The organism is uncultured Lacinutrix sp., assembly GCF_947500325.1.
Lineage (GTDB): Bacteria > Bacteroidota > Bacteroidia > Flavobacteriales > Flavobacteriaceae > Lacinutrix.
This window is the reverse complement of record NZ_CANMRQ010000006.1, coordinates 160,596-186,447: the sequence shown is the minus strand read 5'-3', so window position 1 is coordinate 186,447 and position 25,852 is coordinate 160,596. Positions and strand designations below refer to the sequence as shown.

Here is a 25,852-nt window from a genome sequence, read left to right as displayed (position 1 = left end):
TGTTCTGTTTTTTTTGACTTTAATCGATTTGAAATTTCAAGAATTATTTTCTTTTATTACGTTTATTGTAATTTTTGTCGCCTCTTGTTTTGGGTTTCTTATATTTTGCCGCAATTTTAAATTTATATGAACCGCCTAAATTTTCTTTAGAGTTTTTTTCAGATTTTTCATGAAAAGCTGCTCCAGGTGCATCTTCATCTTTTCTACGTTTATGAGGATTATTACGTTCTCTTATTTGTGGTCTTTCTTCTTCAATTAACTCTGTAGAAACTTCAACATTTTCAGGGAAATCAAGCAAAGGGATTTTCATATTCATTAGCGATTCTATATCACCTAAAGCTTGTTGTTCTTTTTCAGTAGAAAAAACCAATGCATTCCCTTCTCGTTCAGCACGACCAGTTCTACCAATACGGTGCATATAGTTTTCTGGATATTCTGGTGTATCAAAATTAATAACATGAGATACATTATCAATGTCTAAACCACGAGCCATAACATCTGTGGCTACCAAAATACGATTAATGCCTTCGCGAAATTGCTCTATACTTCTTAATCTATAATTTTGTGTTTTATTTGAGTGGATAACACATAATTCTTCTTTAAATTCTTCATCTAGAGCTTCAAATAAGCGATCTGCCATTTTTTTATAAGCAACAAATACTAAAACCTTATTATAGGTATCTTCATCTTGTAGTATATATTTTAACAGATTTAATTTTGTATAGAAATTTGGAGTATTATAACGTTCTTGTTTTATGTTATCTAAAGGCGTACCCGATGCAGCAATAGACACTTTTGAAGGTGATATAAAGAAATCATTAATTAAATGATCTACATCTTTAGTCATTGTTGCAGAGAACATAATATTTTGCCTACGTTCTGGTAGTATGTCAAAAATGTTAATTAGTTGATGTCTAAATCCTAAATCTAGCATAACGTCAACTTCATCAATCACTAATTTTTGAATAGACTTTAATTGTAAAACACGACTTAAAGCTAAGTCATACAAACGACCAGGTGTAGCTACTAGAATATCTATACCTTGAGCTATGGCTTGTTTTTGTGTATTAATATTTGTGCCTCCATATACACCTAAAACACGATTGTTAATGTATTTTGAAAGCTTTTCAACTTCATCAACAACTTGAACTACTAATTCACGAGTAGGTACTAAAATAAGAACACGCGGATTTTCTTGTTTAGAAAATGGTAAGTTTTTTAGTATTGGCAGCATATAAGCAAAAGTCTTACCAGTACCAGTTTGGGCAATACCAACCATGTCTTTTCCACTAGCAACAACGCTATATGCTTCGGCTTGAATAGGCGTAGGTATTGTATAGCCTAAATCGTCAAGGGCATTATATAATGGTGTATTTAAGTTAAGGTCTTGAAAAGTCACAGTAATAATTTTGATGCAAAGTTACTTTTTATAATGTAATTAACTATTTCTGTGTCATATTATATTTAAAACATTAAAACGCAATATTAATATTTCATATCAGTTATAAATTTCAGTTATTTGTAATCATTACATTATTATTGAGAACTAACCAAAAACATAGTATTAAAAATATTGCTCATTTCAAGACGCAATTACTTTTATGGTCACAACAGTTTGATGATGTTGTTTGGCTAGATTCAAATAAATACCAACAACATTATTCAAGTTATGATGTAGTATTGGCTGTAGATGCCTTTACAGCAATTCAAACAGATTATACAGATGCTTTTAGTAAACTTAAAGAATATCAAAGTATCACAAAAGATTGGCTTTTTGGTTACCTTACTTACGATCTTAAAAATGATGTTGAAGCATTAGAATCTAATAATTATGATGCGCTGCAATTTCCTGATTTGTATTTTTTTCAGCCTAAAAAAATCTTTTTAATAAAAGGAAATAAAGTAGAAACACGTTATTTAAATGCTATAGATGATGAATTAGAGTTTGATTTAAGAGCAATAGAAAAAACGAACATTCATCAGTTAGAAAAACAATCAAGCAATACAATAAAAATAAAGCTAAGAACAAGCAAAGATGATTACTTCGAAAAAGTAAACGCTATGCTTGCTCATATCCATAGAGGTGATATCTACGAGGCTAATTTTTGTCAAGAGTTTTATGCAGAAAACACATACATAGAACCATTAGAAACTTATAATAAGTTAAATCTAATATCAAAACCACCTTTTGCTTCTTTTTTAAAATTAGGAGACAAGTACATGTTATCTGCTTCACCAGAACGTTATATAAAAAAAGATGGGCAAAAAATTATATCACAACCAATAAAAGGAACTGCTAAACGTGAGAATGATACTGTTTTAGATAATGCATTAAAGCATAACTTAATTGCAGATGAGAAAGAGCGTAGTGAGAATATTATGATTGTAGATTTGGTGCGTAATGACTTGTCACAAACGGCTTTAAAAGGCAGTGTTCAAGTTGAAGAACTATGTAAAGTATATAGTTTTGATCAAGTACATCAAATGATTTCTACTGTAGTCTCTAAAGTAGATAAAAATATAAATCCTATTGATATTATAAAGACAACGTTCCCAATGGGTAGTATGACTGGTGCGCCTAAAATTTCTGCTATGCAAATTATTGAAGAATTAGAAGATGCTAAACGCGGGTTATATTCTGGGTCAGTAGGTTACATAACACCAGAAAATAATTTCGATTTTAGTGTTATTATACGTAGTATTCTTTATAACGAAACCAAAAAATATGTTTCTTATTCTGTTGGAGGTGCTATTACAGCTAAAAGTGATCCGCTTAAAGAATATGAAGAATGTTTAGTAAAAGCCAAGGCAATGCGTACTGTTTTAGAAAACGAATAATGGAAAATACATTTACTTTTAATCTAAATAATATAACGTTATTTGGACAATTTTGGAAACCTGAAACCCCAAAAGCAGTTATTGTTTTGGTTCACGGGATGGGAGAACATTTAGGACGTTATGAACACTCTGTTGTAAAACATGTATTAAAAGCTAATTATGCCGTTGTAGCGTATGATCAATTTGGTCATGGTAAATCTAAAGGAAAAAGAGGGCATTGTCCAAGTTATAAATCACTTTTAGATAGTCTTGATGTAGTTGTTAAAAGAACAAATACATTATTCTCAGAATTACCAGTATTTCTTTATGGACATAGTTTAGGAGGTAATATTGTAATTAACTATGCTTTAAAACGACAAGTAAATATTAAAGGAATAATTGCTACAAGTCCATTTTTGCGTTTGGCTTTTAATCCACCTAAATGGAAAGTTAGTTTAGGAAAATTAATGCTTAATATTTTGCCATCTATAACATTACCAAGTGAAATTGAAGAAGCGGCTATTTCTAGTATTCCAAATGAAGTAAAACGTTATCAAGAAGATCCGTTAATCCATGGAAAAATAAGTCCTATGTATTTATTTCCTGTTGTAGAAGCTGGAGAATATGCAATTAATAATGCAAAAAAACTTGACGTTCCCATTTTTATAACCCATGGAACAGGAGATAGAATAATAGACCATAATGGGGCAATAGATTTCTGTAAAGAATTAAATACAGCCGATTTAAAACTATATGATAATGGCTATCATGAATTACATCATGATGTCTACGCAGAAGAAATGATGCAAACGATAGTTAAATGGTTAGACAAACATTAAATTTGTTTCATGCTAAAAGCATTTCAAGAACATACAGATAATAACTTACCCTTTTTAAAAAAAAGTAAAATACTTATTGCTTTATCTGGCGGACTAGATAGTGTTGTGCTAACACATATGTGTCATGAGTTAAGTTTTAATGTTTCATTAGCGCATTGTAATTTTAATTTGCGAGGGAATGAAAGTGATGAAGATGAAAATTTTGTGGTGGAGCTTGCTAATAGTTTAGATTTAGAAGTTTTTGTTCAACATTTTGGAACTGAAAGTTATGCAAAAAAACAAAAGCTATCTATACAAATGGCAGCTCGTAAATTGCGTTATGAATGGTTTAAGGAATTAACAAATCAATTTCAATTCGATTATATATTAACAGCACATCACGCAGATGATAATTTAGAAACTTTTTTAATTAATCTAACACGAGGAAGTGGTTTAGATGGATTAAAAGGGATTCCAGTAGTGAATAATAATATTATTAGACCTTTATTAAAATTTTCTAGAGAGGATATAGAATCTTATGCTAATAAGTATAACTTAAAATGGAGAGAAGATAGCAGTAATGCTTCTACTAAATATTTAAGAAATAAGTTGCGTCATGAAGTTATTCCTACTTTAAAAGAAGTGAACCCTCAATTGTTGCATAGTTTTGAGAGTACAATTAAAAATCTTAATGATACATCAGATATTGTTGAACAAAGTCTTAAAACAGTTTTAGAAAGTGTTATACAGAATGTTAATAATAATGAGGTTTTATATAGTGTTCCAGAGTTTTTAAAACTGAATAACCCTAAAGCTTATATCTATGAAATATTTAAAGAATATGGTTTTACAGCTTTTGAGGATATCTATAATTTGTTAGAGGCACAATCTGGTAAGCAAATATATTCTAAGACACATAGACTTATAAAAAATAGGGACAGTTTAATTTTAACTGTCTTAGACAATAACGACGGCGAAGACATTCAAATTGTAAAAGACGATAAGACAATTGGTATTCCTAATGGAGTACTATATTTTGATAAGGTGAAGGTAGTTTCAAAACCTCAGAAGTTTGAAATTTTTGTAGATGCAGAAACTTTAAGTTATCCTTTACAAGTTAGGTCATGGAAAGACGGAGATTTCTTTTATCCTATAGGTTTACAAGGAAAAAAGAAATTAAGTAAATATTTTAAAGATGAGAAATTATCCTTGCTAGATAAAGAAAAATGTCAGTTATTGTGTTCTAATAATGAAGTCGTTTGGGTGATAAATTATAGAGCAGATAATCGCTTTAAAGTAACAAAAGAAACCAAAAATATTTTAAAAATCACATTACAACAATGAGGCAGTTTTTAGCTTTTATTTTCGTTTTATTTTCTATTAATTTAGTTACAGCACAATTAAATCCAGTAAAATGGAGTACTAGTGTTGAAAAAATATCTGATACTGAGTACAATTTAAAATTTAATGCAGAAATAGATGACCACTGGCATTTATATTCTCAAAATTTACCTGAAGGAGGAGCAATCCCAACCGAGTTTGTATTTGATGATAAATCTCTTGATACGAATTTTAAATTAGTGGGGAAAACTATAGAAAGTAAAAGCATTACAAGTTTTGATAAGGTATTTCAAATGGATTTAACTTATTTCGATTATGAAGCGACTTTTACTCAAAAAATTGAAATCCTTAATAAGGATATAACATCGATAGAAGCAGAGGTTAACTTTCAAGCCTGTGATGATAAACAATGTATTTTTGACAGTGAAATTTTAACTTTCGAATTACCAAGTACTATAGCCACGCTAAAAAAGCAATCTAATCTTTTAGAACCTGTAAAATGGACCTCTAAAGCCGAAAAACTATCAGATACAGAGTACGAGATTGAGTACACTGCTATAATTGATGATAACTGGCATTTTTACTCTCAAATAGAAGCTGCTGCAGATGATGGACCAATAGCAACTATTTTTGAATTTGATACAGTATCTAAAGACTTTGAATTAGTTGGAAAAACTTCAGAATCTAAAACTAAAAAAGTATTTGAAGAAGTATTTGATATGAATGTTGAATATTTTGAGAAGAAAGCAACGTTTAAGCAAAAAATAAAATTACTTAATCCAGAAACTAAGATTATAAAATCTAATGTGTTTTTTCAAGTTTGTGATAATGAAAAATGTTTGGCACCAGAAACTTTTGAGTTTGAAACTTCTCTGTCTGGAGAATTATTAAAAGGCTCTGATGCTGCTAAATTAACAGATGGAGATATAGCAAAATCTAAAGCATTAGATTTAGGTGTTACAGGTTGGGATAATTATAAGAAAGAAGAGGTTGCTGAGAAAAGTAATCTAACTATATTCTTTTTAGGTTTTTTAGGAGGTTTAATAGCCTTATTGACACCTTGCGTATTTCCTATGATACCGTTAACAGTATCATTTTTTACAAAGAGTGCAGCTAATTCCCAAAAAGGGTTAGCAAACTCTATTATGTATGGTTTCTTTATCTTTTTAATTTACTTTTTATTAAGCTTACCATTTCACGTTTTAGATACTTTAGATCCAGAAATTTTAAATAACATCTCAACAAATGTGACTTTAAATATTATTTTCTTTGTCATATTTATTGCTTTTGCCTTTTCATTTTTTGGTTATTATGAATTAACATTACCACACTCATGGTCTGCAGCGTTAGATAATAAAGCTAATAGTATTGGAGGAATTATTGGTGTATTCTTTATGGCCTTAACTTTAGCTATAGTTTCATTTTCTTGTACGGGACCAATTTTAGGAACTTTATTAGGGAGTTCATTGTCTAGCGATGGAGGTGCAACACAATTAACAATGGGAATGAGTGGTTTTGGTCTAGCCTTGGCGTTGCCATTTACTTTATTTGCAATGTTTCCAAAATGGTTAAACTCTCTACCAAAATCTGGTGGTTGGTTAAATACGGTAAAAGTAGTATTAGGTTTTATTGAAATAGCATTAGCATTAAAATTCTTATCAAATGCAGATTTAGTAAAGCATTGGGGATTATTAAAAAGAGAAGTATTTATAGGGCTTTGGATTATAGTTGGAATAGGTCTTTTATTATACTTAATTGGAAAAATAAGATTCCCTCATGATGGACCAAAAAAGAAACCAACTAAATGGAGATGGTCGTTTATATTTTTAGTCCTGGCTTTTGTTGTGTATTTAATACCAGGTTTGTCTAATACTAAATATGCTAATTTAACGCTCTTAAGTGGTTTCCCTCCACCATTGCCTTATAGTATCTATGAGAAAGATTCAGAATGTCCGTTAGGTTTAAATTGTTATAAAGATCTTGAAGAAGGTATAGCAGCTGCTAAAGCAGAAAAGAAACCAATAATGTTAGATTTTACAGGCTGGGCATGTGTTAACTGTCGTAAGATGGAAGAACAAGTATGGAGTAAGGATAAAATTTATAACATATTAAATGATGATTATATTATTATTTCTCTTTATGTTGATGATAGAAAAGCATTACCAGAACATGAACAATTTAAGTTTTTAAAATCTAGTGGTAATTTAAAAAGTATTAAAACAATAGGAGATAAATGGGCTACATTGCAAACAGTGAATTTCCAAAACAATTCGCAGCCTTTTTATGTCTTATTAGATCATAACATGAAACTACTAAATCATACAACAGCTTATACACCAAATGAAGACGAATATTTAGAATGGTTGAAAAAAGGATTGGAGAATTTTAAGAAATAGAAAGTATAAATAAAATTTAAAAAAGCGAGATCATTATTTGTTCTCGCTTTTTTTGGCTAAATACTTTAGTTTTGCAACTATGAAGATACAAGGGCAAATAGTAGATATCCAAAACGAAAGAATTTATAAAGGAGAAATAACTGTTATAAATGGAAGAATAGAGTCTATTGTAGAAAAAGACCATAATGTTAACCACTATATTTTACCTGGTTTTGTAGATGCTCATATTCATATAGAGAGTTCAATGTTAGTACCTAGTGAGTTTGCTAAATTAGCAGTAACTCATGGTACAATAGCTACAGTTAGCGATCCGCATGAAATAGCTAATGTTTTAGGTGTAAAAGGAGTGGAGTTCATGATAGAAAACGGAAAACAAACACCGTTTAAATTTAATTTTGGAGCGCCATCTTGTGTACCAGCAACCAATTTTGAATCTGCCGGAGCAGTAATAGATTCTGAAGATATAAAAACATTAATGGCAAATCCAGATATTAAATACCTTGCCGAGATGATGAATTATCCAGGTGTTTTATTTGATGATAGTGAAGTTTTAAAAAAAATAGCTTGGGCAAAACATTATAATAAACCAGTAGATGGACATGCACCAGGTTTAAGAGGAGATGAGGTCTCTAAATACATTGCAGCCGGTATTTCTACAGATCACGAGTGTTTTACTTACGAAGAAGCGTTAGAGAAACTGCAAAAAGGAATGAAAGTTATTATTCGTGAAGGTAGCGCCGCTAAAAACTTTGAAGCCTTAATAGATTTATTACCTGAGCATTTTGAAAATATGATGTTTTGTAGTGACGATAAACACCCAGATGATTTAATAGTGTCCCATATTAATGCATTATGTGCACGTGCAGTTGCAAAGCATATAGATATATTCAAAGTATTACAAGCAGCTTGCATTAATCCCGTAAAACATTACAATTTGGATGTAGGATTACTAAATGTTGGTGATACTGCAGATTTTATTCTTGTGGACAATTTAAAAGCATTTAAAACACTTCAAACATATATAAATGGAGAGTTGGTTTATGATTTTGGTAAAGTAAATATCAAAGATGTTACTTTTAAGAACCTAAATAACTTTAATTGCGAGTCCAAACAAGTTGAAGATTTTAGATATGAATCTTCAGCTAAAAAAATTCGTGTTATTGAATGTGTAGACGGCGAATTAGTAACTAATGAAATTATTGCAGATGCTTTAATAGAAAATGGTAATCTAATTTCTAATACCGAAACCGATGTATTAAAAATAACAGTTGTTAATCGTTATAATAATACTAAACCTGCAATTGCTTTTATTAAAAACTTTGGTTTAAAAGAAGGCGCTATTGCTAGTTCTGTTGGTCATGATTCTCATAATATTATTGCAGTTGGTGTTAGTGATGATGCCATATGTAAAGCGGTTAATGCTATTATTAAAGTAAAAGGTGGTATTTGTGCTGTAAATACATCCGAAGAAAAAACAGTTGCGTTACCAGTTGCAGGAATTATGAGTGATCATGATGGTGAAACTATAGGTAAACAATATGCTGAATTAGATAAAATGGCTAAACAAATGGGAAGTACTCTTCATGCACCATACATGTCATTATCTTTTATGGCGCTATTGGTAATTCCTACCTTGAAATTAAGTGATAAAGGGTTGTTTGATGGTGGAGTTTTTAAGTTTACGTCATTAGAACTTAACTAACTCAGCTTTTAATTCTTTAGCTAGTTTATAGTTATAATTACTTCCTTTTTCTAATAAAAGATTTAATGTTTCTAGAGCTTTATCATATAAATTAAAATTTAAACTAAAAAAATAAGATTTCTTACATTAAAAAATAAAGCGCATCAAATTATTTGATGCGTTTTTTTATTGCGCTTTTTGTCTAAAGCACATAGTATGAATTTATTAATTTACCGTTAAAAGACTATAAGAAACGGTGAAGAGTAAATAGTTGGTTTTCTCTTATTTTATTTCTAATTTAGTTCTCCCTATTTATCTAAATATACTACCTGCGAGAGTTAACCTTTTTGTTTAATAACAATTAATAATAGAGTTCTAACAAATAATTACTATGGCAGAATATGCATTATCTAATACATTAAAAGAAGCAATTCACATAGCACAAGCTATCGCTAAAGAATATTCCCATAAAGAGTATTCTGCAGCCCATTTGCTTAAAGCATTAATGCATAAAAGTATAGGTATGATTAAATATCTAGAAAGTATTGGTCAGGATGGCTATTATGTAGAAGAATGGGCAGAAGTACGATTAGAGTCTTTACCAAAAACTAATAAAGTACCAGAAAACCCTTTAGCAGATTCATCGGTTGATGATGTACTATATGAAGCTGATAATATTAAGTTAAAATTAGGATTAGATGAAGTCACAGAACACGCTACACTAATTGCGCTTTCTACTCCTGGTGTTGGATTCTCATTTGAGCAATTAAAATCATTTTCTTTAACGCCAAATGAAATTATAGATAATTTAGGTGTCCAATCTAATGATTCAAATAATGCATCATTTTCAAATACATCATCTCAACAAAAAAAAGCTGTAGGAACTAGTACTTTATCTCAATATTGTATAGATAAAACAGCAGGAGCCAGTAATAATGAGTTAGATGAAATTTCTGGACGTGAATCAGAAATTAAAATGATAGGCGAGATTTTAGGACGTAGATCTAAACCTAATGTTCTTATTTTAGGCGATCCGGGTGTTGGTAAAACCGTTTTGTTTAATGGATTAGCATATGCATCTGTAAATAACAATGTTCCAGAACATTTAAAAAGTGCTAGAATTTATGAACTAGATTTTATTAATCTAGTATCTGGAGCTGGTTATAAAGGAGAAATAGAAGATCGTCTGAAAAAGGTGATTCAAGAAATTAAACAATTTCCAAAAGCTATTTTATTGGTAGATGAGATTAACAATTTAACTGATAAAAATCAAGGCAATCAAGGTTTAGCCAATTTACTAAAATCTGAATTATCAAAAGGAGAGCTTACAGTTATTGGTACAGCTACTAATGATGCTTTTAGAAAACATATAGAAGTAGATGAAGGTTTAGCAAGGCAATTTGAAGTTGTTAGACTTATGGAGCCAAATGAAGATGATGCTCACCGAATGATAAAAAATACGGTATCTTATTATACAGAGCATCATAATTTAAGTGTAGATTCTGAAACAATACATGAAGCGATAAGATTAGCTAAACGTTATAATAAAGAACGTAGTTTGCCAGATTCTGCTATAGATTTAATAGACAGAACAATGTCTGCGGCAAAGTATATGATAGAAACGTCTGTAGATGAGATAAATAGTATAACCGAGCATTTAGCTGAGTTAAAAAAGAATAAAGGGTTAACAGAAGAAGCGCTTATAAAAGAGCAAACGTGGCAGTATGCCTCTATGAAAAATAGGTTGAGTTATTTATTATTTGATGAATTAGGAGACGATAATCATTTTGATAGTGTAAAGACTTCAAAAGAAGGTTTTAAAGCTTTAGCAAATATATTGTCTCAATTGTTAGAAGTAGCTTCTCAAGAAAAAACAAGTATTAGCAAAAATGATGTAGCTTCTACTATAGCTAATAAAACAGGAATACCAACAGGTAAGTTGCAAGCAGATGAAAAAGAACGTTTGCTTAATATGGAAGAAGTACTTCAAAGAAGAGTAATAGGTCAAGATCATGCTATAAGTGTAATTACATCTGCTGTTTTAGAATCAAGATCTGGACTTAGTAAACCGGGATTACCAGTAGGATCATTCTTTTTCTCTGGTCCAACAGGAACAGGTAAAACCGAATTAGCAAAATCACTAGCCGAATTTCTATTTCAAGATGAAAATGCAATTATTCGTTTCGATATGTCAGAGTTTAAAGAAGAGCATTCTGCAGCTTTGTTATATGGAGCGCCTCCGGGATATGTAGGTTATGAAGAAGGTGGATTATTAGTTAATAAAATACGCCAAAAACCATATTCGATAGTACTTTTTGATGAAATTGAAAAAGCGCATCCATCAGTTTTCGATATCTTTCTTCAGATATTAGATGAAGGAAAGTTAAGTGATCGTTTAGGGAAAGTAGGTGATTTTTCAAATGCAGTTATACTATTCACATCAAATATTGGTAGTCAACATATTGTAGATTCATTCGATAAAGGTATTATCCCAAAATCTAATGATTTATTAGAAATTATGGGTAGTTATTTTAGACCAGAATTTCTTGGTCGATTAACAGAAATTATTCCATTCTCACCAATTACAAAAGAGAATGTGGTTAAAATATTTAAAATCCAATTAAAAGGATTACTTAAAGCATTACAGAAACAAGATATGTCTTTAGAAATATCAGATAAAGCAATGACACATCTTGCTGAAAAAGGTTTTACACCTAAGTATGGAGCACGTCCGTTACGAGGTGTTATTCGTACAGATTTAAGATCTCCTTTGTCAAGAATGATAATTTCTGGAGAGATAAGTAAAGGAGCGAAAGTGACTTTAAATATGAATAAGAAAAATGAATTAGAGTGGCAATATAAATAAGTTTTAGTAACTAAAAATTGCTTATATTTAACATTAACATTGAATTAATTAAACCAAGAACATATGGACAGTTATGGATTAGGCGGCACGGAAGTAAAAACTGATGCAAATGAAGCCTTACAGGAGATACCTCAAAACAGAACCCTTTTTGTAGAAAAACTAACACAAGATCAACCAATAAAACCAGAAGTTGTAACGGGTTTAAAGACCGTTGAAGAAGTTTTTGATCACTATAAACCAGAAGTAGAAGTAGATTTCGAAGATGCAGATGGAGTAGAAAAGAAAGAGGCTTTAAACTTTAAGAATTTAGGAGATTTTGGAGGTAAAGGTATTACTAGACAAAGTAGTTTCTTAAAAGGCTTAAATACTGAAAAAGATCAATATCTAAAAATTGTAAAACAACTTAAAACAAATAAAATTTTGAAAACAGCTTTAGAAAGCCCTGAAGCTAAAGAATCATTATTAGAAGCTATTCGCGCATTACTAACCGAAATACAAGAAAATAAATAATTATGGCATCACCACAACAACAAGGACAATTTACACCAGTAGAGAATCCAGCCCAATATTTAAAAGAAAAAAGTGAAAAACTTGCCAAATACGGTGGTTTTGATTTGCTTGAGTCTTGTCTTGAAGGTGTACAGAATATGAACCCAGAGCGTAAAGCACGAAAAAGAATATTTCTTACAGAAAAAACAAAGCAAGAAGATCGTGAAGAGCTTAAAAAAGTTTTAGAAATTTGGTCATCTGTTTTAGGCGGAAGTGATAGTATTTCTGATATGGTAGAAGATTCAGAAAAGAAGTCTCAGGTGGCTAGTAGTTTATTAAAAAAGAACCTTAATAAGGCATTGGAAAGTACTAATGAATTAGAACGTTCATATAGATCTATGGCTTTATTTTATAAAAATGCTGAGTCTGATAAGTTGAAGAATATCTCAATTATGAACGCAGAATTAGAACAGGTTAAAGATTTAGACAATACAAGATTTATTGATGCTATTGCCGAAGAATTAAAATCTACTTATGATAGATTAGATTTAAGAGATAACTATGGTTTATTAGTAATACCAGGTTATTTGGGTTCTAACAAGGTAGTAGAAAAATGGGCTAAAATTGCTCATGAAAATAAAGCAATGTTGGTTACAGATTTTGAACATTTAGATGAACCAGATGATGTAATGGAAATGTTTGAAGCAGCTAATTTAACAAGCGGGGATAAATATAAGTCTAATGTTGTAATGGCATGTAACTGGCTTGTAGGTCGTGAAAAAGTTGATGAAGTAGGAGAGGAAGATGATTTATACGTTCCACCTGCAGGTGCATTAGCTGGTAAAATATATAGCACTTTAATGTCTCAAGTTACCGCGGGTAAAAAGTTTGGTGGTATTAATGAAATAGATGGTGTAAGATTTGACCTTAAGAAAAGTGAAATTGCTCACTTAGAAAAAATGGGATTAGTACCTATGGTTAATGAGTATGGTAAAGTAATGGCATTCTCTGCTAAAACATTATTTAATGGAGATAATTTAGGATTACAAACCTATTCTGTAGTTAGAGTATTTGATTATGTAACAAAAGTGTTGATGGATTTTTTAAATCGTCGTGCCTTTGAAAACTTTAACGTTAAAACAAGAAAAGAATTAATGGGACAAATTGTTAAGTTCCTAGATAATATTACTGGTCCAGATAAATTAATTGAAGACTTTTCAATTAAGAGATTTGAACAAGACCCTAATCAAAAGGATCGTGTATTTTTAGACATACACATGACACCATATTTCCCTGCAAAGAATTTTATGATTAAAATGGATGGACAAAAAGGAGATGATGGTACAGAATGGGATGCAGATTACGAACAACAATAGTTAGTAATATTTAATTAAATATAACCGCTTTCAAAATTATTTTGAAAGCGGTTTTTTTATTGAAGAGATTTAGAAAATTATATGAAAATTAGTAAAATTTCACTTTAAAATGTTAACTATTAATGTTGTATTCCATTAATTAATAACAAAACAATTAATAATCATCTTTTTTTTATTAAATTGCTAAAAATGAGGCCATTACAATATAAGTCGCAATATATTAATTTAAGAGTAGACATTTCGCAACGCATGTCTACAGAAACTGCTATATCTGATAGTAATACCCATATGGTTTCTATTCATAGTTATTTAAGTGGTATTTCTAATAGTACAGAAAAAAACAGAATCGCTGGTTTAATGAGAAGAAATGGGTATAGTAGATCTGATGCAGTGGCACTTTCTAAAGCATTTCATGGTAAAGCAAATATTAGGCAATGCCAAAGAGCAGTAGCAGCAATAATAGATTTACAAGCTTATAATAATAATTTACAGAATTATTGTGATACTTATCTAGGTTTAGATTGTTCTGGATTTATTAACTGTTATTTTAAAGATACTCATGGTCTAAGTGAAAGAACAATAAGTTCTTATTATCAAAGAGGAAGACGACGCTTACGAACACATTTTGAGGATTTTAGAAGTAAAGATGTTTTAATATGGTGTGATAATCATGGAACTATTAATAGCGGTGGAGGAAGAGCGCAACATATAGCAGTTATAGATCGTGTTAGAGAACTTTGTGCCGAAAATATGGAAGCTGTTGTAGTGGAATCTACAGGAACTGTTGGTTTAGTACATTCTACTTATACTTTTTTTAGAACTAGAACACCTGGAGTTTATAGAGTACATAGACCATTAAAGCCAACAACAAATAACCATGTGAAAATAGTTCCTGTGGTTTAATCGAATTTATGAAACACTTTTTTTGTTTTTCCTATATCTGTTAAGAGAAATGAAAACACCTAGAACAATAAGGATATAAATACCATAGGTATTAATAAATGAATCGGATTTACTTTTAACTATGTATGGATTGTTGGTATCATACTTTATAGCTATACTATCTCCAACTTCCTTAAAAGAACCTAGAAAAGGAATATGTAACAAACGTACTTTACTAGTAATATTTTTTCCTGTATTAGTAGTAAAATTTACTGTAGCAGTAGTTGTAGAGCGTCTACCACTTGCTTGAGAACTTAACTCTGTTATTTTTGCCTCAGTGTCTACAAAATTTGGAGTTTCTTCCTGAGAATAAGAAAAAAATGAAATGATTGATAAGGTTATAAAGAGTATAGCTTTCATTATTAGTTTTTTTATAGGAAATTAAATTTTTATCTGTTTCAATTAAATATAGAAGAGTTTGATTCTAAATTTGTTCTTTGAATTCTTCAATATTTTATTAAATGTTATCTGTACATTTTTTCTATCTTTTTTTAATTCCAATTGATAAAGTTGATACGCATTTAATAAATATTCTATGGAATTATCTTCGTCCTCTTTCTTTATAGTCAATTATTTATTTAAGGAATCATGAATATCATAAGAAAATCTTAATAGATCTGCTTCAAAAAATAAAGATTCATTTTTATCATTTAAAATAATGATAGTTTCCCATAAAAGATTTTCCCTAATTCGGAATTAGAATAATTAATATAATTTCTTTTTAAAATACTTTTATAATGTTCTATATTAATATTGAATAACAATTTCATAGTAAAATCGAATTATTTAAAAAGGATAAGTTGATTTAACCCATTCATTAGAATCTGTATGGACTATTGTAGATCTTTACTTTATATTTAATGTACTTACCCCTAACTAGGTACTAATTAAAAACTAGCCCAGTAGGTATACATTAACACTCTTTGCCTTCATAAATCAGTTGCTTTTTTACATCGCCAGCAATTTCTTGAGTTGAATAAATCTTAACTTTTGAATTGCCATACTCAAAAGATATTTTTCTTTCAGGTAAAACGGTAGCTTTCATTTCATAAAAACCATTCCTAATTATAGAGTCTAATTTGTCATCTTTATTATAATTGAATAAATCAACCATTAAAGTCTCTTCCTCTGCATCTTTATCCGATAAATAAAATATCTTTTTTATAATTCTATTATTCTGATAATAAGCTATTTTTAATTGCTGTAAAACCATTTCATCATCATAATTTTCAGAAAATAATAACCATTTAGTATTATCGTTGTCGTAGTCAACAAAAACACTTCCCCAGTTCTCATTTTCTTTATTAAAACTATAAATCAATTTATCATTAACATAGTGATTTTTAATTGATGCCATTTTTTCTTTTTCAAAAACTTTAGGAGGTTTTAATTGGTTAATTATTGACTCATATGTTGTAAAATCTATATATGAGTTACTCCAATTTGTTTTTGAAAATGGAATAGTATTCATTTTTTCTTTCCTTTCTTTGAAGGATTTCTCATGTTGTTCAAAAATTTCAACAATCTTTTTGTACTCCTGTTTAATCATCGACAAGTTTTTCCTAGTTTTTTAGGGGTAGCAGTATCCCAAGTTCTACCTGCTTTTAATTCTTGCTTGATTTTGGCCATTTCCTTCTTAAAATCTTTCTTATTCTTACCATCTAATCTATCAAACAATTCATCTTTATATGCATTTCCATGTAATCCGTCCTGTTTATGAGAAGTATTTGGCGAAACCCCTGATATTTTATCTGCATCAGTTCTAGCTAGCCATATTCCATTTTGTTTACCATCTGGATCAATTCCATGAGTTTTCATTTGATCTACTAATGAGTTCATCTTAGGGTTCTTAGTTCCTGTCATTACAATATGGTGTGCATCATGATTAGCTCCAGGAGAAGGACCTAAGTTACTTCCTAGTAAAGCGGAATTTGAACTTAATCCGAATATATCTATAAGTTTATTTGAATCGCTTGAATAAGAGTAATGATTTGATATTCCCCCATCAAGCCCAATTGGGTCTTGACTCAGATAAACTCCTTCGTCTGCTGAGTAATACCTAAACCTGTTATAATACAGCCCAGTTTCCTCATCTTCATATTGTCCTTGATATCTAAATGGACAATCACCAGCAGTACCTTTTATCTGTTTACGTACTTTTCCATAAATATCATATTCAACTTCCCAAGTTTTCTCCCCATTGCTATTATACATTTCAACAGGTGTACCCAAGTAATCCGTAATAATAGAGTAGGTGTCCTGTTCTGTAATTTTGGCAGCAGGTTTAAACGTGCCTTCATCAAATACCCAAGTAATTAAGTTTTCTATAGGCTCTGGTTCATTTTCTGTAAGTAATCCAAATTCGTCTACTATTAATTTTGGTCTGTCTTTTACATTATATTTCCATTCGTGTAATGGTACATTACCATCCCATACAAAGCGTTCTATTGTATTATTAAAAATCTTTGCTGTTCTTCTACCTAAGGCATCATATTCAAAAGCTATTTCTTTATGGTCTGGACGTTTTACATTTTTAAGCATACCATTACCATACCATGTATAGTTATAGTCACCTTTATTGGTGATTTTAGTAACAAGGTTGCCCTCGCTATCGTATTTAAAGCTATTGCCATTAGCTTTAAGTAATTGTCCGCCTTTGGCATATTTACGGTCGCCTTTTCCTTTGGTTCTATATAAATTACCTACTTCGTCTGGGAGTTTATAATCAAACTGTTGGTCTTCGTAACGCGCAGAAGCAAGGCTACCAAAATCATCGTATCCAAAACTTACAACACCATTAGTTAGCTGGTTAACCATTTTTTGTAATTGGTCGTTAGCATCCCAAGCGTAGGTTCTATGTCTTGTTTCTTTATTAGCGTGCGTTACTTTTTGAGCTATAGGTCTGCCTGCAAAGTCGTATGCCATAGTACTGGTTACATTGCCAGGTAATATACGCTCTACTTCTTGGCCTAAACTGTTATAGGCCAACTTAGCATTCCAAGTATTTCGTGTGTCTTCATTTTCTGTAGTTACAGTTGCAGAGACTTTTTCTAAAAGCCCCAAAGCATTACGACTTAACGAAATATCTGCGCCAAGACTACTACTAATTTTGGTTCTATTTAAGTTATTGTACTCACTAATAACTTCATGCCCATCTTGTATTTCTTTTATTATTCTACCAGCATCGTCTCTTACAAGTTGTACTTGAGTATTTTGGTTTATGGCTTCAATAAGATTGCCATTAAGATCGTAAGTATAGGTTTCCCATGTACCATCATGATGTTCTGCTCTTATAATACGACCATTATTATCGTATTCGTATTCTGTAAAGCGATTATTAGGACGTTTTACTTTAAGTACTTTTCCTGCGCGATCTCTTAAATAATCTCTACGTAAGCCATCGAAACCTGTTTCGTTAATAATACTACCACTAGCATCTCTACCAAAGCGATAGTACTCATTATGTTCGTTAGTAATGGCTTGTAATTGCTCTTCTGTATTGTATTTAAAATGTACTGTTCTACCTTTTTCCTCTCTAGCCTTAAGGCTACCCATAGGCGTATATTCAAAATTTACAGCTCTCTTTTTAGAATCTATGGTACTTAATACTTCATCGTAAGCGTTGTATTCAAGCTTTATAGTATTATTATCTGCTTGTTGTATTTTTTGAACGCGATCTAGTGCATCATAAAAAAATTGCTGCTTATGGTGTTCTGCATTAATGACTTGTGTACAACGTCCCCATGAATCGTAATTCCATGTAGATTTAGCGCCGTTAGAAAATAACATTTCTTTTAGGTTATAATCCTCATCATAGTTTAAAATGGTTTCATTACCGGCATCATTTCTAATACTATGAATTAAACCATTGTTATTATAAATAAAAGAAGTTACAGCACCACTTGTAGCAATAGTAGCATGTAATTTATCTTCTTTATATACTTTTGTATAATCACTGCCTTCTGGGCTTTTTGTTAGTATAAGTCTATCTTCTTCATCATATATAAAAGTAACAATACTACCGTCTGGTTGGTGTAACCCCGTAAGGTTTCCACGGCTATCATAGCTATAGCCAGTAACATTACCTTCTTCATCTATATCTCTATAGGGTTCCATGAAGTCTGTAAATTCATGAAAGGTATGTGAGCCTATAGGATTAGTTACTTGAGTACAAAGATTATTACTGTCAAAATAATAAATCGTTTCTTCTCCAAGTGAGTTAGTTACAATATTATGATTTTTTTCATATTGTATAGTACCAGATAATATACCACCATCACCCCATGTTTTAATACATTTGGCACCAGTTGTTTTACCATTATATTCCCAATAAAAAGCTTGACCATTACGATCTGTCTTTTTAACCATTAAATGGTTTTGGTATTCCATGCTGGTAGTTTGCTCTAAAGCATCAGTAATTGCTATAAGATCTCCATCTTCATTATAAGTATAGCTAACTAACTTTCGCTTATTACCATTATGAGTTGCAGTAATTTCTGTAGTACGCCCTTTACTATCTAATTGTAAGTTAATTAGGCGCCCAGCAGTATCTATAATTTGCTCTAATTGGTTTACAGCATTATAGTTAAAAGTAATAGCTGCACCATTGGCATTACTTAAAGATTTAGGTCTATAAAGTGTTTCTGTTCTTTTTCTAAAAGTATAGGTTAAGTCTGTATTATGATCTTTTACAGTATAAGTATTTCTATCTATAAATGTTAATGTTAATTTTTCCGAACGATGATAGAACGTTTCTTCTTTAGCTATTAACAAAGGGAAAACAGTTGCTCTACCATCTGGTAGCATCATAATAATAGCATCGTCTTTTTCTTCTATATGTAGTGCAATATCATAATTGTTATGGTAACCATAACCTAATAGACCTTCATATTCTGAATCTGAATACCAACTGCGTTTCCATGTTATTGGAATAATGCCCGGTATTTCAAAATCTTGACCATCATATAGCATACGACCAGTAATTAAATCTACTGGTTCGAACCCTTTTTTACATAAACTATCACTAAGGCCTTTTGTGCATTTAAACTTTTTTAATACACCATGATTTAGTTTTTTTAAGCCTTTAGAAGCTGCTTTACCAAGTCCTTTCATTAAGGATCCCATACCATAAGACATAACTAATGCCATTACCATACCTAAAAGGTCTGGAGCATAAGGACCACCAACCATAACTGGTGGACCAGAAGGAATAGGAATAGTACTAGAAGTTGGTAAATAAAGACTAGGAACTGGTTTCATTTTTTTACCAGGAGTTAATGATAATGGCATACCTATATCATTACAAGACATAACCATATAACCCGAAGGCGACATATAAGAGCCATCTGCATTTACTCTTGTGCTTCCAAAAAAGTTCATAGAATCATGACCAATCATTGGAGCCATAGCAAAAGGACCACCCATAGGAATATGTACCATAGTGCCTAACATACCTGCAGTACCACTATTACCTCTTGGCATATTATTGACATTAACTGTAGAACCTATAAATGGAATATAATCTGCTGGATCCATTATCATCCCTATAAATGGATGCGGTAAAGGTGTAGGAATTCCAGGTGGAATAATAACGATATGAATATCGATTCCTATTACTGGTATTAAATGTTTGTTTGCTAATAACATAACTTAAAATAAGTTAGATAATGAAAATTTCTTTTTCTCCATAGCCTTACGCTGTAATTCTACATTACTTCTCCAATCTTTACCATCTAGTTCTAACATAAAATCATCTATTTTTTTGCAATCATTGTCATTATGTTCTTTTTCTAGAATATTATAATAGTCTGCCGCTATAAAAGACATTGTTGTCGATTTTAGAGTGTCTTTATCTAAACTAATCCCATTTTTATAGGCTTTTTCAACAATAGCTTTAAAACGCGCTTTATCTCTTTTTTTTATGGCATTGCTCGCCATCCACCAGGCATTTAATGATTGTTGAGGCAAACCTATATTTGTTGCGATATCTGCTTGTTTACAAAATAAATTTGAAGCATCTTCATATTTTTTTTGAAACTGTTTTGAACTCGCTTGAAAACCATAATATTGAACTAATAATGTTTTGCATGCTGGGTCTTCAGCTTTTGCACCTTGTTTAGCTAGTGCTAAGCCTTTAGCTAATAAATCATCTATTAATTCGTATTCTTTAAAGTTAAAAAGCATTGAAGCATAGATTATATGTGCACTAGAGAAACTGCCTTTTTCGCCTGTTTTTTGAGTAACCTCTAAGCCTTTTTCGCCCCATTTTTTTAAATCATTTAAATCTTTGTTTTTTACACTTTTAGACATTTTAATAATACACTGTCTAAATTGTACTTCGGGATCATTTGGATTTCCAGAACTAGCTATTTTATTAATAGCTCCTTCTAAGTCAAGAGGAACAGATAATGATTTAGAAACAGCTTCATGTTTATTACATAATATATCAAAATGACGTTCGTTTGCATGATCAAAAATCATAAATCTTACATTTAAAGGTAAGCCTAACTTCAAGATACTATTAATCCATTTAGAATATGCTTTAGTGTCTTCAATTGTATAAGGAAATAAGGCTAATGTAAGCGGTTTTTTATCTTCTAATTCTTTTTGAAAAGAAGATAACATATCTACTAATAATAAGTTATTAGCATTAGTATCATTAGTTATTCTTTTTTCAAAACTGTCAATATCCCAATTGAAAGTTGTATTTTCTTTTTTATACTGTTCTATTAATTCTGCATTCTCTCGATAGGTCTTAATCCAATCTGTAATTAAACTTTTACTATGAGATTCTATATTATTAAATGGGGTAAGAAACACAAGTAGCATATCTGGGATACTTCCATGCTCTGAAGATTCTAATTTTAAAAAACCTTCATATAACCTTGCTTGCTCTGGTTTTATAATCCAACGCGCCAGATTTATATTTTCATGCGGACTTACTTCATTTGTCCATTTCAGCTGAAGTTTAGATATAAGTTGTGCTATGGGATTATGCTCGTTACTCATTTCAAAACTATTATCAATTTAAATTTACTATAGCACCTTTTACATTAGTCATTGCCGTACCTTTGATATCAACAGTGGTACCTTCCATTTTTAAACCTATATCTCCTTTTGCAGTAACATTAGGTGCGCTTATATCTACTTTTACACCATCTTTTACAGTAACACCAGTAGTACCTTCAACAACAGTGTCTTTTGATGAAACAAGTGTAGCTGTATCTTCAGAAGAAATAGTTGCTTTCTTTCCAGAGATAATAGTAGTGTCTTCTGCAGATGTAGTTTTCATCTCTTTTCCTGCAGTAACAGTTAATGTTTCTCCTGCCGTAATTGTAATGTTACCACTGCCATCTAGTACTATAGAACTTCCAGATTTATCTTGTAGTGTTATACTTCCATCTTCATCATTAAGTTTTAAAAAAGAACCACTTCGACTTTGAAACATTTTAATGTGGTTACTTTCATTAGCACTTCCTCCCGGAGGTTTAGCATCAGAGTTATAAGTACTACCAAGAACGAAAGGAGCTTCTGCATTGGCGCCTTCAAAATCAACCAATACTTCGTCATCAACTTCTGGTATAAAGAAAAGCCCTTGACCAGATGATGCACTTGGAGAAATATTTCTTATCCATGGTGTAGTTAAACCATCTGCTTTTTGCCATGGCAATTGTACTTTTACACGACCTAATCCATCTGGATCATGATTTTCTATAACTTTAGCCATTTGACTTTTTGCCACTGGAAACGCATTAAGATCTGTAAGTGGATAGGCATCTATATTAGTAGAATTAGCTTCAAAAAAGTTTTCATACTCACCATTGTTAGAGTAGGAGTGTGTTACTTTAGTTACTCTATACGAGCTTTGATTAATTTTTATAACACTTGCTAGCATTACTCCAGGATTATCTGAAGAACCACTAACTTTTACTTGATTGGTTTGTAAAGCCTTTTGTTGTAATTCTGCATAATTATCTAAACGGTTTTTAGAATTAGAGTCGTCAGATAAATTAACCCATATTTTAGTTGGATTAGTATATATTTCATTTGAATTATCATTTACTACGCTAAAATTACCTTCACTAGAACTAGCCGTAGAAGATGACGATGTTTCATGCACATCGTTAGTTAAATAGTCGTTAGCGTAATAATCGAAATTTTGAGGTATTGGTGTTAGTGAGGTATTAAAATCTTGTAAATCTCTTCCAAGAATTAAATCTAATTCTTCACCACCACTTTCTATACCAAATACAAGTTCTTCACCATTATAGTATAACCATTCACCATGCCTTGCAGCCATACGTTGCGCAAATGAAAAACAGCTTTCATTAGATTGCACAGTATATGTTAAAGGCTCTGAAAGCTTAGAATTACTAGTGTTTATTTTTAGTTTAGAAGTATCATAGTTACTAAAGTTTTGCTCTATGATATCTACAAAGCTCATGTCATTATATGACGTGTAATGTGGTCCATCATCAGCTATAATAGTTGGGCTTTTTGCTTTAATAATAACATAATCGCCTTCACTAGAATACATACCCTTTCTATAGCTTAAACCTGTTATTATACCTTTAAATTTTAACATACCATGAAAATCTATATCTGCGTAAGATTTTGTTTCTATGGTAATAATTGAGCCTAATAAATCTTCTATTTCTTGGCTATTGTCTTTACAAAACCGCTGAATAGTTTCTAGTAGGCAATGCAAGTCCATTGTATGATGTTGACCAATTTCCTGATGTAAGCTACAACTATTATAATATGGAAGTTCATTTCCGTTAATATGTATGTGTGTTGTTGATAAAATTGCCATAGCTAGAAATTTTAAGGTTATTGGTTGTTTTCAACTGCAGGATTGGTATATGTACTATCATCTAAATCAATAGACTCTACTGCCAAGACTAAGCTAGTGACCATTGGATTAGCACTATTACTTTCAAATGCTTCATTATAATTAATACAAAAAGCACCTGTAAATTTTAATGTTCGAGAGCTTGCCATAGCATCTCTCTTATAGAAAATGATTTCTCCGTCTTTTTGTTCGTATGCGCTAATGCTCCATCCAAAAAAGCCAGAATTACTAGTAGATTCTATTTGAATATATAAATGGTTAATTATTGGCATTCCAGAAGGTCTTGCCGAACCATGGTGAATTTGCTGTGCAACATCAAAAGAAAATGATAATACATTATACTCTTGATCATCTATATTTAATTTTGCTAAAAAAGACATGATTACGAAATATTAAGAATTTATTAATCTAATAGAGATAATATAATCTAAGGAATGAAATACATCCCTTAGATTATACATTAATTTACAAAAAGTGGTTAAATTATACCCACTCGTTTCTGTGTTCACCATTACCCATTTGAAGAGTTTTAGCTGATATTGTAATTTTTTCAGACATTGGCATCTTACCTTGATGATCAAATTCTTCACTATATGCTATTGCATAACCTTCTTCAAACTTTAATTCTTTAGCTGTAGCATCTGTGTCTCTTTTTAAGAATACAATAGAACCATCTTTACGTTCAAAGTTGTTAAACATCCAATCAGATAGAGAAGTATCTGCTGTAGATTCTACAGTAACTTCAAATTGACCACCTCTAGTTACAGAAGATGGACGTCCAGTTGCATCAGTTTCTTGGTGTAGTCTGTAGTTACATGATAATACATTGTACTCTTTTCCGCCTACTTTTAATTTTGCTTTAAATGACATAATAATTGAGATTTAATTAATTTTTAATTGTTAAAAAATTTTAGATTTAACTTAATTTAAATAAAGATATATCATGTAAAAAACATTAATTATATATCCTCATTCAAAGGTCAGATTTATATTTGATTTAAAATCCCCTTTTTTTAGTGAAAATACTACCCCTGTTTTCAGGTGTAAAGAAATATTAAAGGCTGTTTAGAATTTAATTTGTTTATAATTCATCTAGCTATTAACTACCAATTTTATTAGGCCTTAATCTTTTTGTCAATATTTAATTGGACTTTAGAATAGATATAAAAATAAAACTTAAATTTGATTCTGATATCATTTTTTGAAGTTAATCGTTTACTCTTTGGCAAACTATGACATCATTTTCTTTAATATTATTAGATATTACAGTTTTATCGTAATCTATGTGATTTAAATTACCTAACCAATTTGGTTTAAAAAAGAAAATCCATTCTTGCGGTTGCATAGTTGTAGGATTTAAGTACTGTATAGTACTTTCAGGATGTCTTTCGTTATAATCATTTATAAAGAAATAAAACAATTTTCCAAAATCCATATTTTCAGGTGCTTTGATTCGAAAGTTTGTAATTTCTTTATCTTCTTCTGTTTTTTGAAACTCAAAACTAATCACAGCAGGATTAGTAAGCTCATGCTTTGTAGGCTCTTTCATGCTATTATCAAGAGGGAACAGCCATTTTTTATACACAGATACCGGAATATTATAAGCAAACAGATATACCTTATTAAAAAGAAACGGAATTAAAAAGCAAAGTCCAGAACCAAGAAAAAGAAAGCTGAAATCTGGTCTAAACCTATTAACTACGTTCATGTATGCAATTAATCCTACACATAAAATAATTATTGTAAATAAAAACTCCTGGAAAAATCTAGACTTATCTTTTGTTAAGTCAGGAAAATACTTTTCTATAACATATAAATGAATAATACCTAAAATTATAAATACAATTTGTATAGCAATAAAACTATTTAAAGGCGTATTGTTTAATACAAAACTTGAACTTAGTAGAGCAGCAAGCGCAAAAGAGACTAGTATAAAAATAATATATAAAATAGAAGCTTTTTTATTTTTAGAAAAAACAGCTCTTATTTTTTTCATGAGCCCAAAAATAATAGCACCCACAAATAATAAGAGAAAACTTACTTTAAATATATTACCACTTATTATGTTGGTTATTGTGTTCATATGTTATTATGACTTAATGCGATACTAAAATTATAAAAATTTAGGTCAGCAAAAATATAATATTTTTTTAAAAAGAAATACAAAATATTAAGAAACCATTATGTAGATATACATTTAGGTTATAAAACTATATATAGTTTTTATTGTTTATTTTATTTATGGAATAAAGTCATCTTACCTTCAAGCATATTG

18 protein-coding genes are annotated in these 25,852 nt (G+C 30.6%); 9 read left to right on the top strand and 9 right to left on the bottom strand.

Annotation, left to right across the window (positions count from 1 at the left end):
• Positions 1–43: 43 nt before the first annotated feature.
• Positions 44–1,399, bottom strand: coding sequence for a DEAD/DEAH box helicase (locus tag Q0997_RS09990; RefSeq protein WP_299888240.1), 1,356 nt, complete (start codon positions 1,397–1,399; stop codon positions 44–46).
• A 140-nt stretch (positions 1,400–1,539) separates the two neighbouring features.
• Between Q0997_RS09990 and Q0997_RS09985 the strand changes: the two genes are divergently transcribed.
• The 9 genes from Q0997_RS09985 (at position 1,540) to Q0997_RS09945 (ending at position 14,687) form a co-directional block, all read left to right on the top strand.
• Positions 1,540–2,838 (top strand): anthranilate synthase component I family protein, encoded by a 1,299-nt coding sequence (locus Q0997_RS09985; protein WP_299888238.1) that lies wholly within the window; start codon positions 1,540–1,542, stop codon positions 2,836–2,838.
• A complete protein-coding gene (locus tag Q0997_RS09980; RefSeq protein ID WP_299888236.1) occupies positions 2,838–3,656 on the top strand; it encodes an alpha/beta hydrolase in 819 nt (272 codons plus the stop codon). The genes Q0997_RS09985 and Q0997_RS09980 overlap by 1 nt, the downstream gene beginning before the upstream one ends.
• Positions 3,657–3,665: 9 nt before the next feature.
• Positions 3,666–4,979 carry a tRNA lysidine(34) synthetase TilS gene (gene tilS, locus Q0997_RS09975; protein WP_299888233.1) on the top strand — a complete coding sequence of 438 codons (1,314 nt, stop codon included), beginning with the start codon at positions 3,666–3,668 and terminating at the stop codon, positions 4,977–4,979.
• Positions 4,976–7,372, top strand: coding sequence for a protein-disulfide reductase DsbD domain-containing protein (locus Q0997_RS09970; protein WP_299888230.1), 2,397 nt, complete (start codon positions 4,976–4,978; stop codon positions 7,370–7,372). The genes tilS and Q0997_RS09970 overlap by 4 nt, the downstream gene beginning before the upstream one ends.
• Before the next feature lie 79 nt (positions 7,373–7,451).
• Positions 7,452–9,074 (top strand): adenine deaminase, encoded by a 1,623-nt coding sequence (ade, locus tag Q0997_RS09965; RefSeq protein ID WP_299888228.1) that lies wholly within the window; start codon positions 7,452–7,454, stop codon positions 9,072–9,074.
• A 370-nt stretch (positions 9,075–9,444) separates the two neighbouring features.
• Positions 9,445–11,919 carry an ATP-dependent Clp protease ATP-binding subunit gene (locus Q0997_RS09960; protein ID WP_299888225.1) on the top strand — a complete coding sequence of 825 codons (2,475 nt, stop codon included), beginning with the start codon at positions 9,445–9,447 and terminating at the stop codon, positions 11,917–11,919.
• A 63-nt stretch (positions 11,920–11,982) separates the two neighbouring features.
• Positions 11,983–12,429: a hypothetical protein gene (locus tag Q0997_RS09955; protein WP_299888223.1), complete on the top strand. Its 447-nt coding sequence runs from the start codon at positions 11,983–11,985 to the stop codon at positions 12,427–12,429.
• 2 nt (positions 12,430–12,431) lie between these two features.
• Positions 12,432–13,784, top strand: coding sequence for a DUF5458 family protein (locus Q0997_RS09950; RefSeq protein WP_299888220.1), 1,353 nt, complete (start codon positions 12,432–12,434; stop codon positions 13,782–13,784).
• Between the two features lie 189 nt (positions 13,785–13,973).
• Positions 13,974–14,687, top strand: coding sequence for a hypothetical protein (locus tag Q0997_RS09945; protein WP_299888218.1), 714 nt, complete (start codon positions 13,974–13,976; stop codon positions 14,685–14,687).
• Between the two features lie 6 nt (positions 14,688–14,693).
• Here Q0997_RS09945 and Q0997_RS09940 read toward each other — a convergent pair whose 3' ends face one another.
• The 8 genes from Q0997_RS09940 to Q0997_RS09905 form a co-directional block, all read right to left on the bottom strand.
• Complete coding sequence (locus tag Q0997_RS09940) at positions 14,694–15,086, bottom strand: DUF3592 domain-containing protein (protein ID WP_299888216.1); 393 nt, start codon at positions 15,084–15,086, stop codon at positions 14,694–14,696.
• 553 nt (positions 15,087–15,639) lie between these two features.
• Positions 15,640–16,275, bottom strand: coding sequence for a hypothetical protein (locus Q0997_RS09935; protein ID WP_299888213.1), 636 nt, complete (start codon positions 16,273–16,275; stop codon positions 15,640–15,642).
• Positions 16,272–20,372 carry a DUF6531 domain-containing protein gene (locus Q0997_RS09930; RefSeq protein ID WP_299888211.1) on the bottom strand — a complete coding sequence of 1,367 codons (4,101 nt, stop codon included), beginning with the start codon at positions 20,370–20,372 and terminating at the stop codon, positions 16,272–16,274. The genes Q0997_RS09935 and Q0997_RS09930 overlap by 4 nt, the downstream gene beginning before the upstream one ends.
• Before the next feature lie 3 nt (positions 20,373–20,375).
• On the bottom strand, positions 20,376–21,734 hold the full coding sequence (locus Q0997_RS09925; protein ID WP_299888208.1) for a hypothetical protein: 1,359 nt from the start codon (positions 21,732–21,734) through the stop codon (positions 20,376–20,378).
• Between the two features lie 13 nt (positions 21,735–21,747).
• Positions 21,748–23,538, bottom strand: coding sequence for a phage baseplate assembly protein V (locus Q0997_RS09920; RefSeq protein WP_299888205.1), 1,791 nt, complete (start codon positions 23,536–23,538; stop codon positions 21,748–21,750).
• Between the two features lie 17 nt (positions 23,539–23,555).
• On the bottom strand, positions 23,556–23,957 hold the full coding sequence (tssD, locus tag Q0997_RS09915; RefSeq protein WP_299888202.1) for a type VI secretion system tube protein TssD: 402 nt from the start codon (positions 23,955–23,957) through the stop codon (positions 23,556–23,558).
• 103 nt (positions 23,958–24,060) lie between these two features.
• Positions 24,061–24,447: a type VI secretion system tube protein TssD gene (gene tssD, locus Q0997_RS09910; RefSeq protein ID WP_299888199.1), complete on the bottom strand. Its 387-nt coding sequence runs from the start codon at positions 24,445–24,447 to the stop codon at positions 24,061–24,063.
• 337 nt (positions 24,448–24,784) lie between these two features.
• Positions 24,785–25,660, bottom strand: coding sequence for a TssN family type VI secretion system protein (locus tag Q0997_RS09905; RefSeq protein WP_299888196.1), 876 nt, complete (start codon positions 25,658–25,660; stop codon positions 24,785–24,787).
• Positions 25,661–25,852: the final 192 nt, after the last annotated feature.

What these genes read in the sequence shown, in the direction of transcription:
- Q0997_RS09980 (WP_299888236.1), top strand. Translation starts at nt 2,838, where the DNA reads ATGGAAAATACATTTACTTTTAATCTAAATAATATAACGTTATTTGGA.
- tilS (WP_299888233.1), top strand. Translation starts at nt 3,666, where the DNA reads ATGCTAAAAGCATTTCAAGAACATACAGATAATAACTTACCCTTTTTA.
- Q0997_RS09970 (WP_299888230.1), top strand. Translation starts at nt 4,976, where the DNA reads ATGAGGCAGTTTTTAGCTTTTATTTTCGTTTTATTTTCTATTAATTTA.
- ade (WP_299888228.1), top strand. Translation starts at nt 7,452, where the DNA reads ATGAAGATACAAGGGCAAATAGTAGATATCCAAAACGAAAGAATTTAT.
- Q0997_RS09960 (WP_299888225.1), top strand. Translation starts at nt 9,445, where the DNA reads ATGGCAGAATATGCATTATCTAATACATTAAAAGAAGCAATTCACATA.
- Q0997_RS09955 (WP_299888223.1), top strand. Translation starts at nt 11,983, where the DNA reads ATGGACAGTTATGGATTAGGCGGCACGGAAGTAAAAACTGATGCAAAT.
- Q0997_RS09950 (WP_299888220.1), top strand. Translation starts at nt 12,432, where the DNA reads ATGGCATCACCACAACAACAAGGACAATTTACACCAGTAGAGAATCCA.
- Q0997_RS09945 (WP_299888218.1), top strand. Translation starts at nt 13,974, where the DNA reads ATGAGGCCATTACAATATAAGTCGCAATATATTAATTTAAGAGTAGAC.
- Q0997_RS09940 (WP_299888216.1), bottom strand. Translation starts at nt 15,086, where the DNA reads ATGAAAGCTATACTCTTTATAACCTTATCAATCATTTCATTTTTTTCT.
- Q0997_RS09935 (WP_299888213.1), bottom strand. Translation starts at nt 16,275, where the DNA reads ATGATTAAACAGGAGTACAAAAAGATTGTTGAAATTTTTGAACAACAT.
- Q0997_RS09930 (WP_299888211.1), bottom strand. Translation starts at nt 20,372, where the DNA reads ATGTTATTAGCAAACAAACATTTAATACCAGTAATAGGAATCGATATT.
- Q0997_RS09925 (WP_299888208.1), bottom strand. Translation starts at nt 21,734, where the DNA reads ATGAGTAACGAGCATAATCCCATAGCACAACTTATATCTAAACTTCAG.
- Q0997_RS09920 (WP_299888205.1), bottom strand. Translation starts at nt 23,538, where the DNA reads ATGGCAATTTTATCAACAACACACATACATATTAACGGAAATGAACTT.
- tssD (WP_299888202.1), bottom strand. Translation starts at nt 23,957, where the DNA reads ATGTCTTTTTTAGCAAAATTAAATATAGATGATCAAGAGTATAATGTA.
- tssD (WP_299888199.1), bottom strand. Translation starts at nt 24,447, where the DNA reads ATGTCATTTAAAGCAAAATTAAAAGTAGGCGGAAAAGAGTACAATGTA.
- Q0997_RS09905 (WP_299888196.1), bottom strand. Translation starts at nt 25,660, where the DNA reads ATGAACACAATAACCAACATAATAAGTGGTAATATATTTAAAGTAAGT.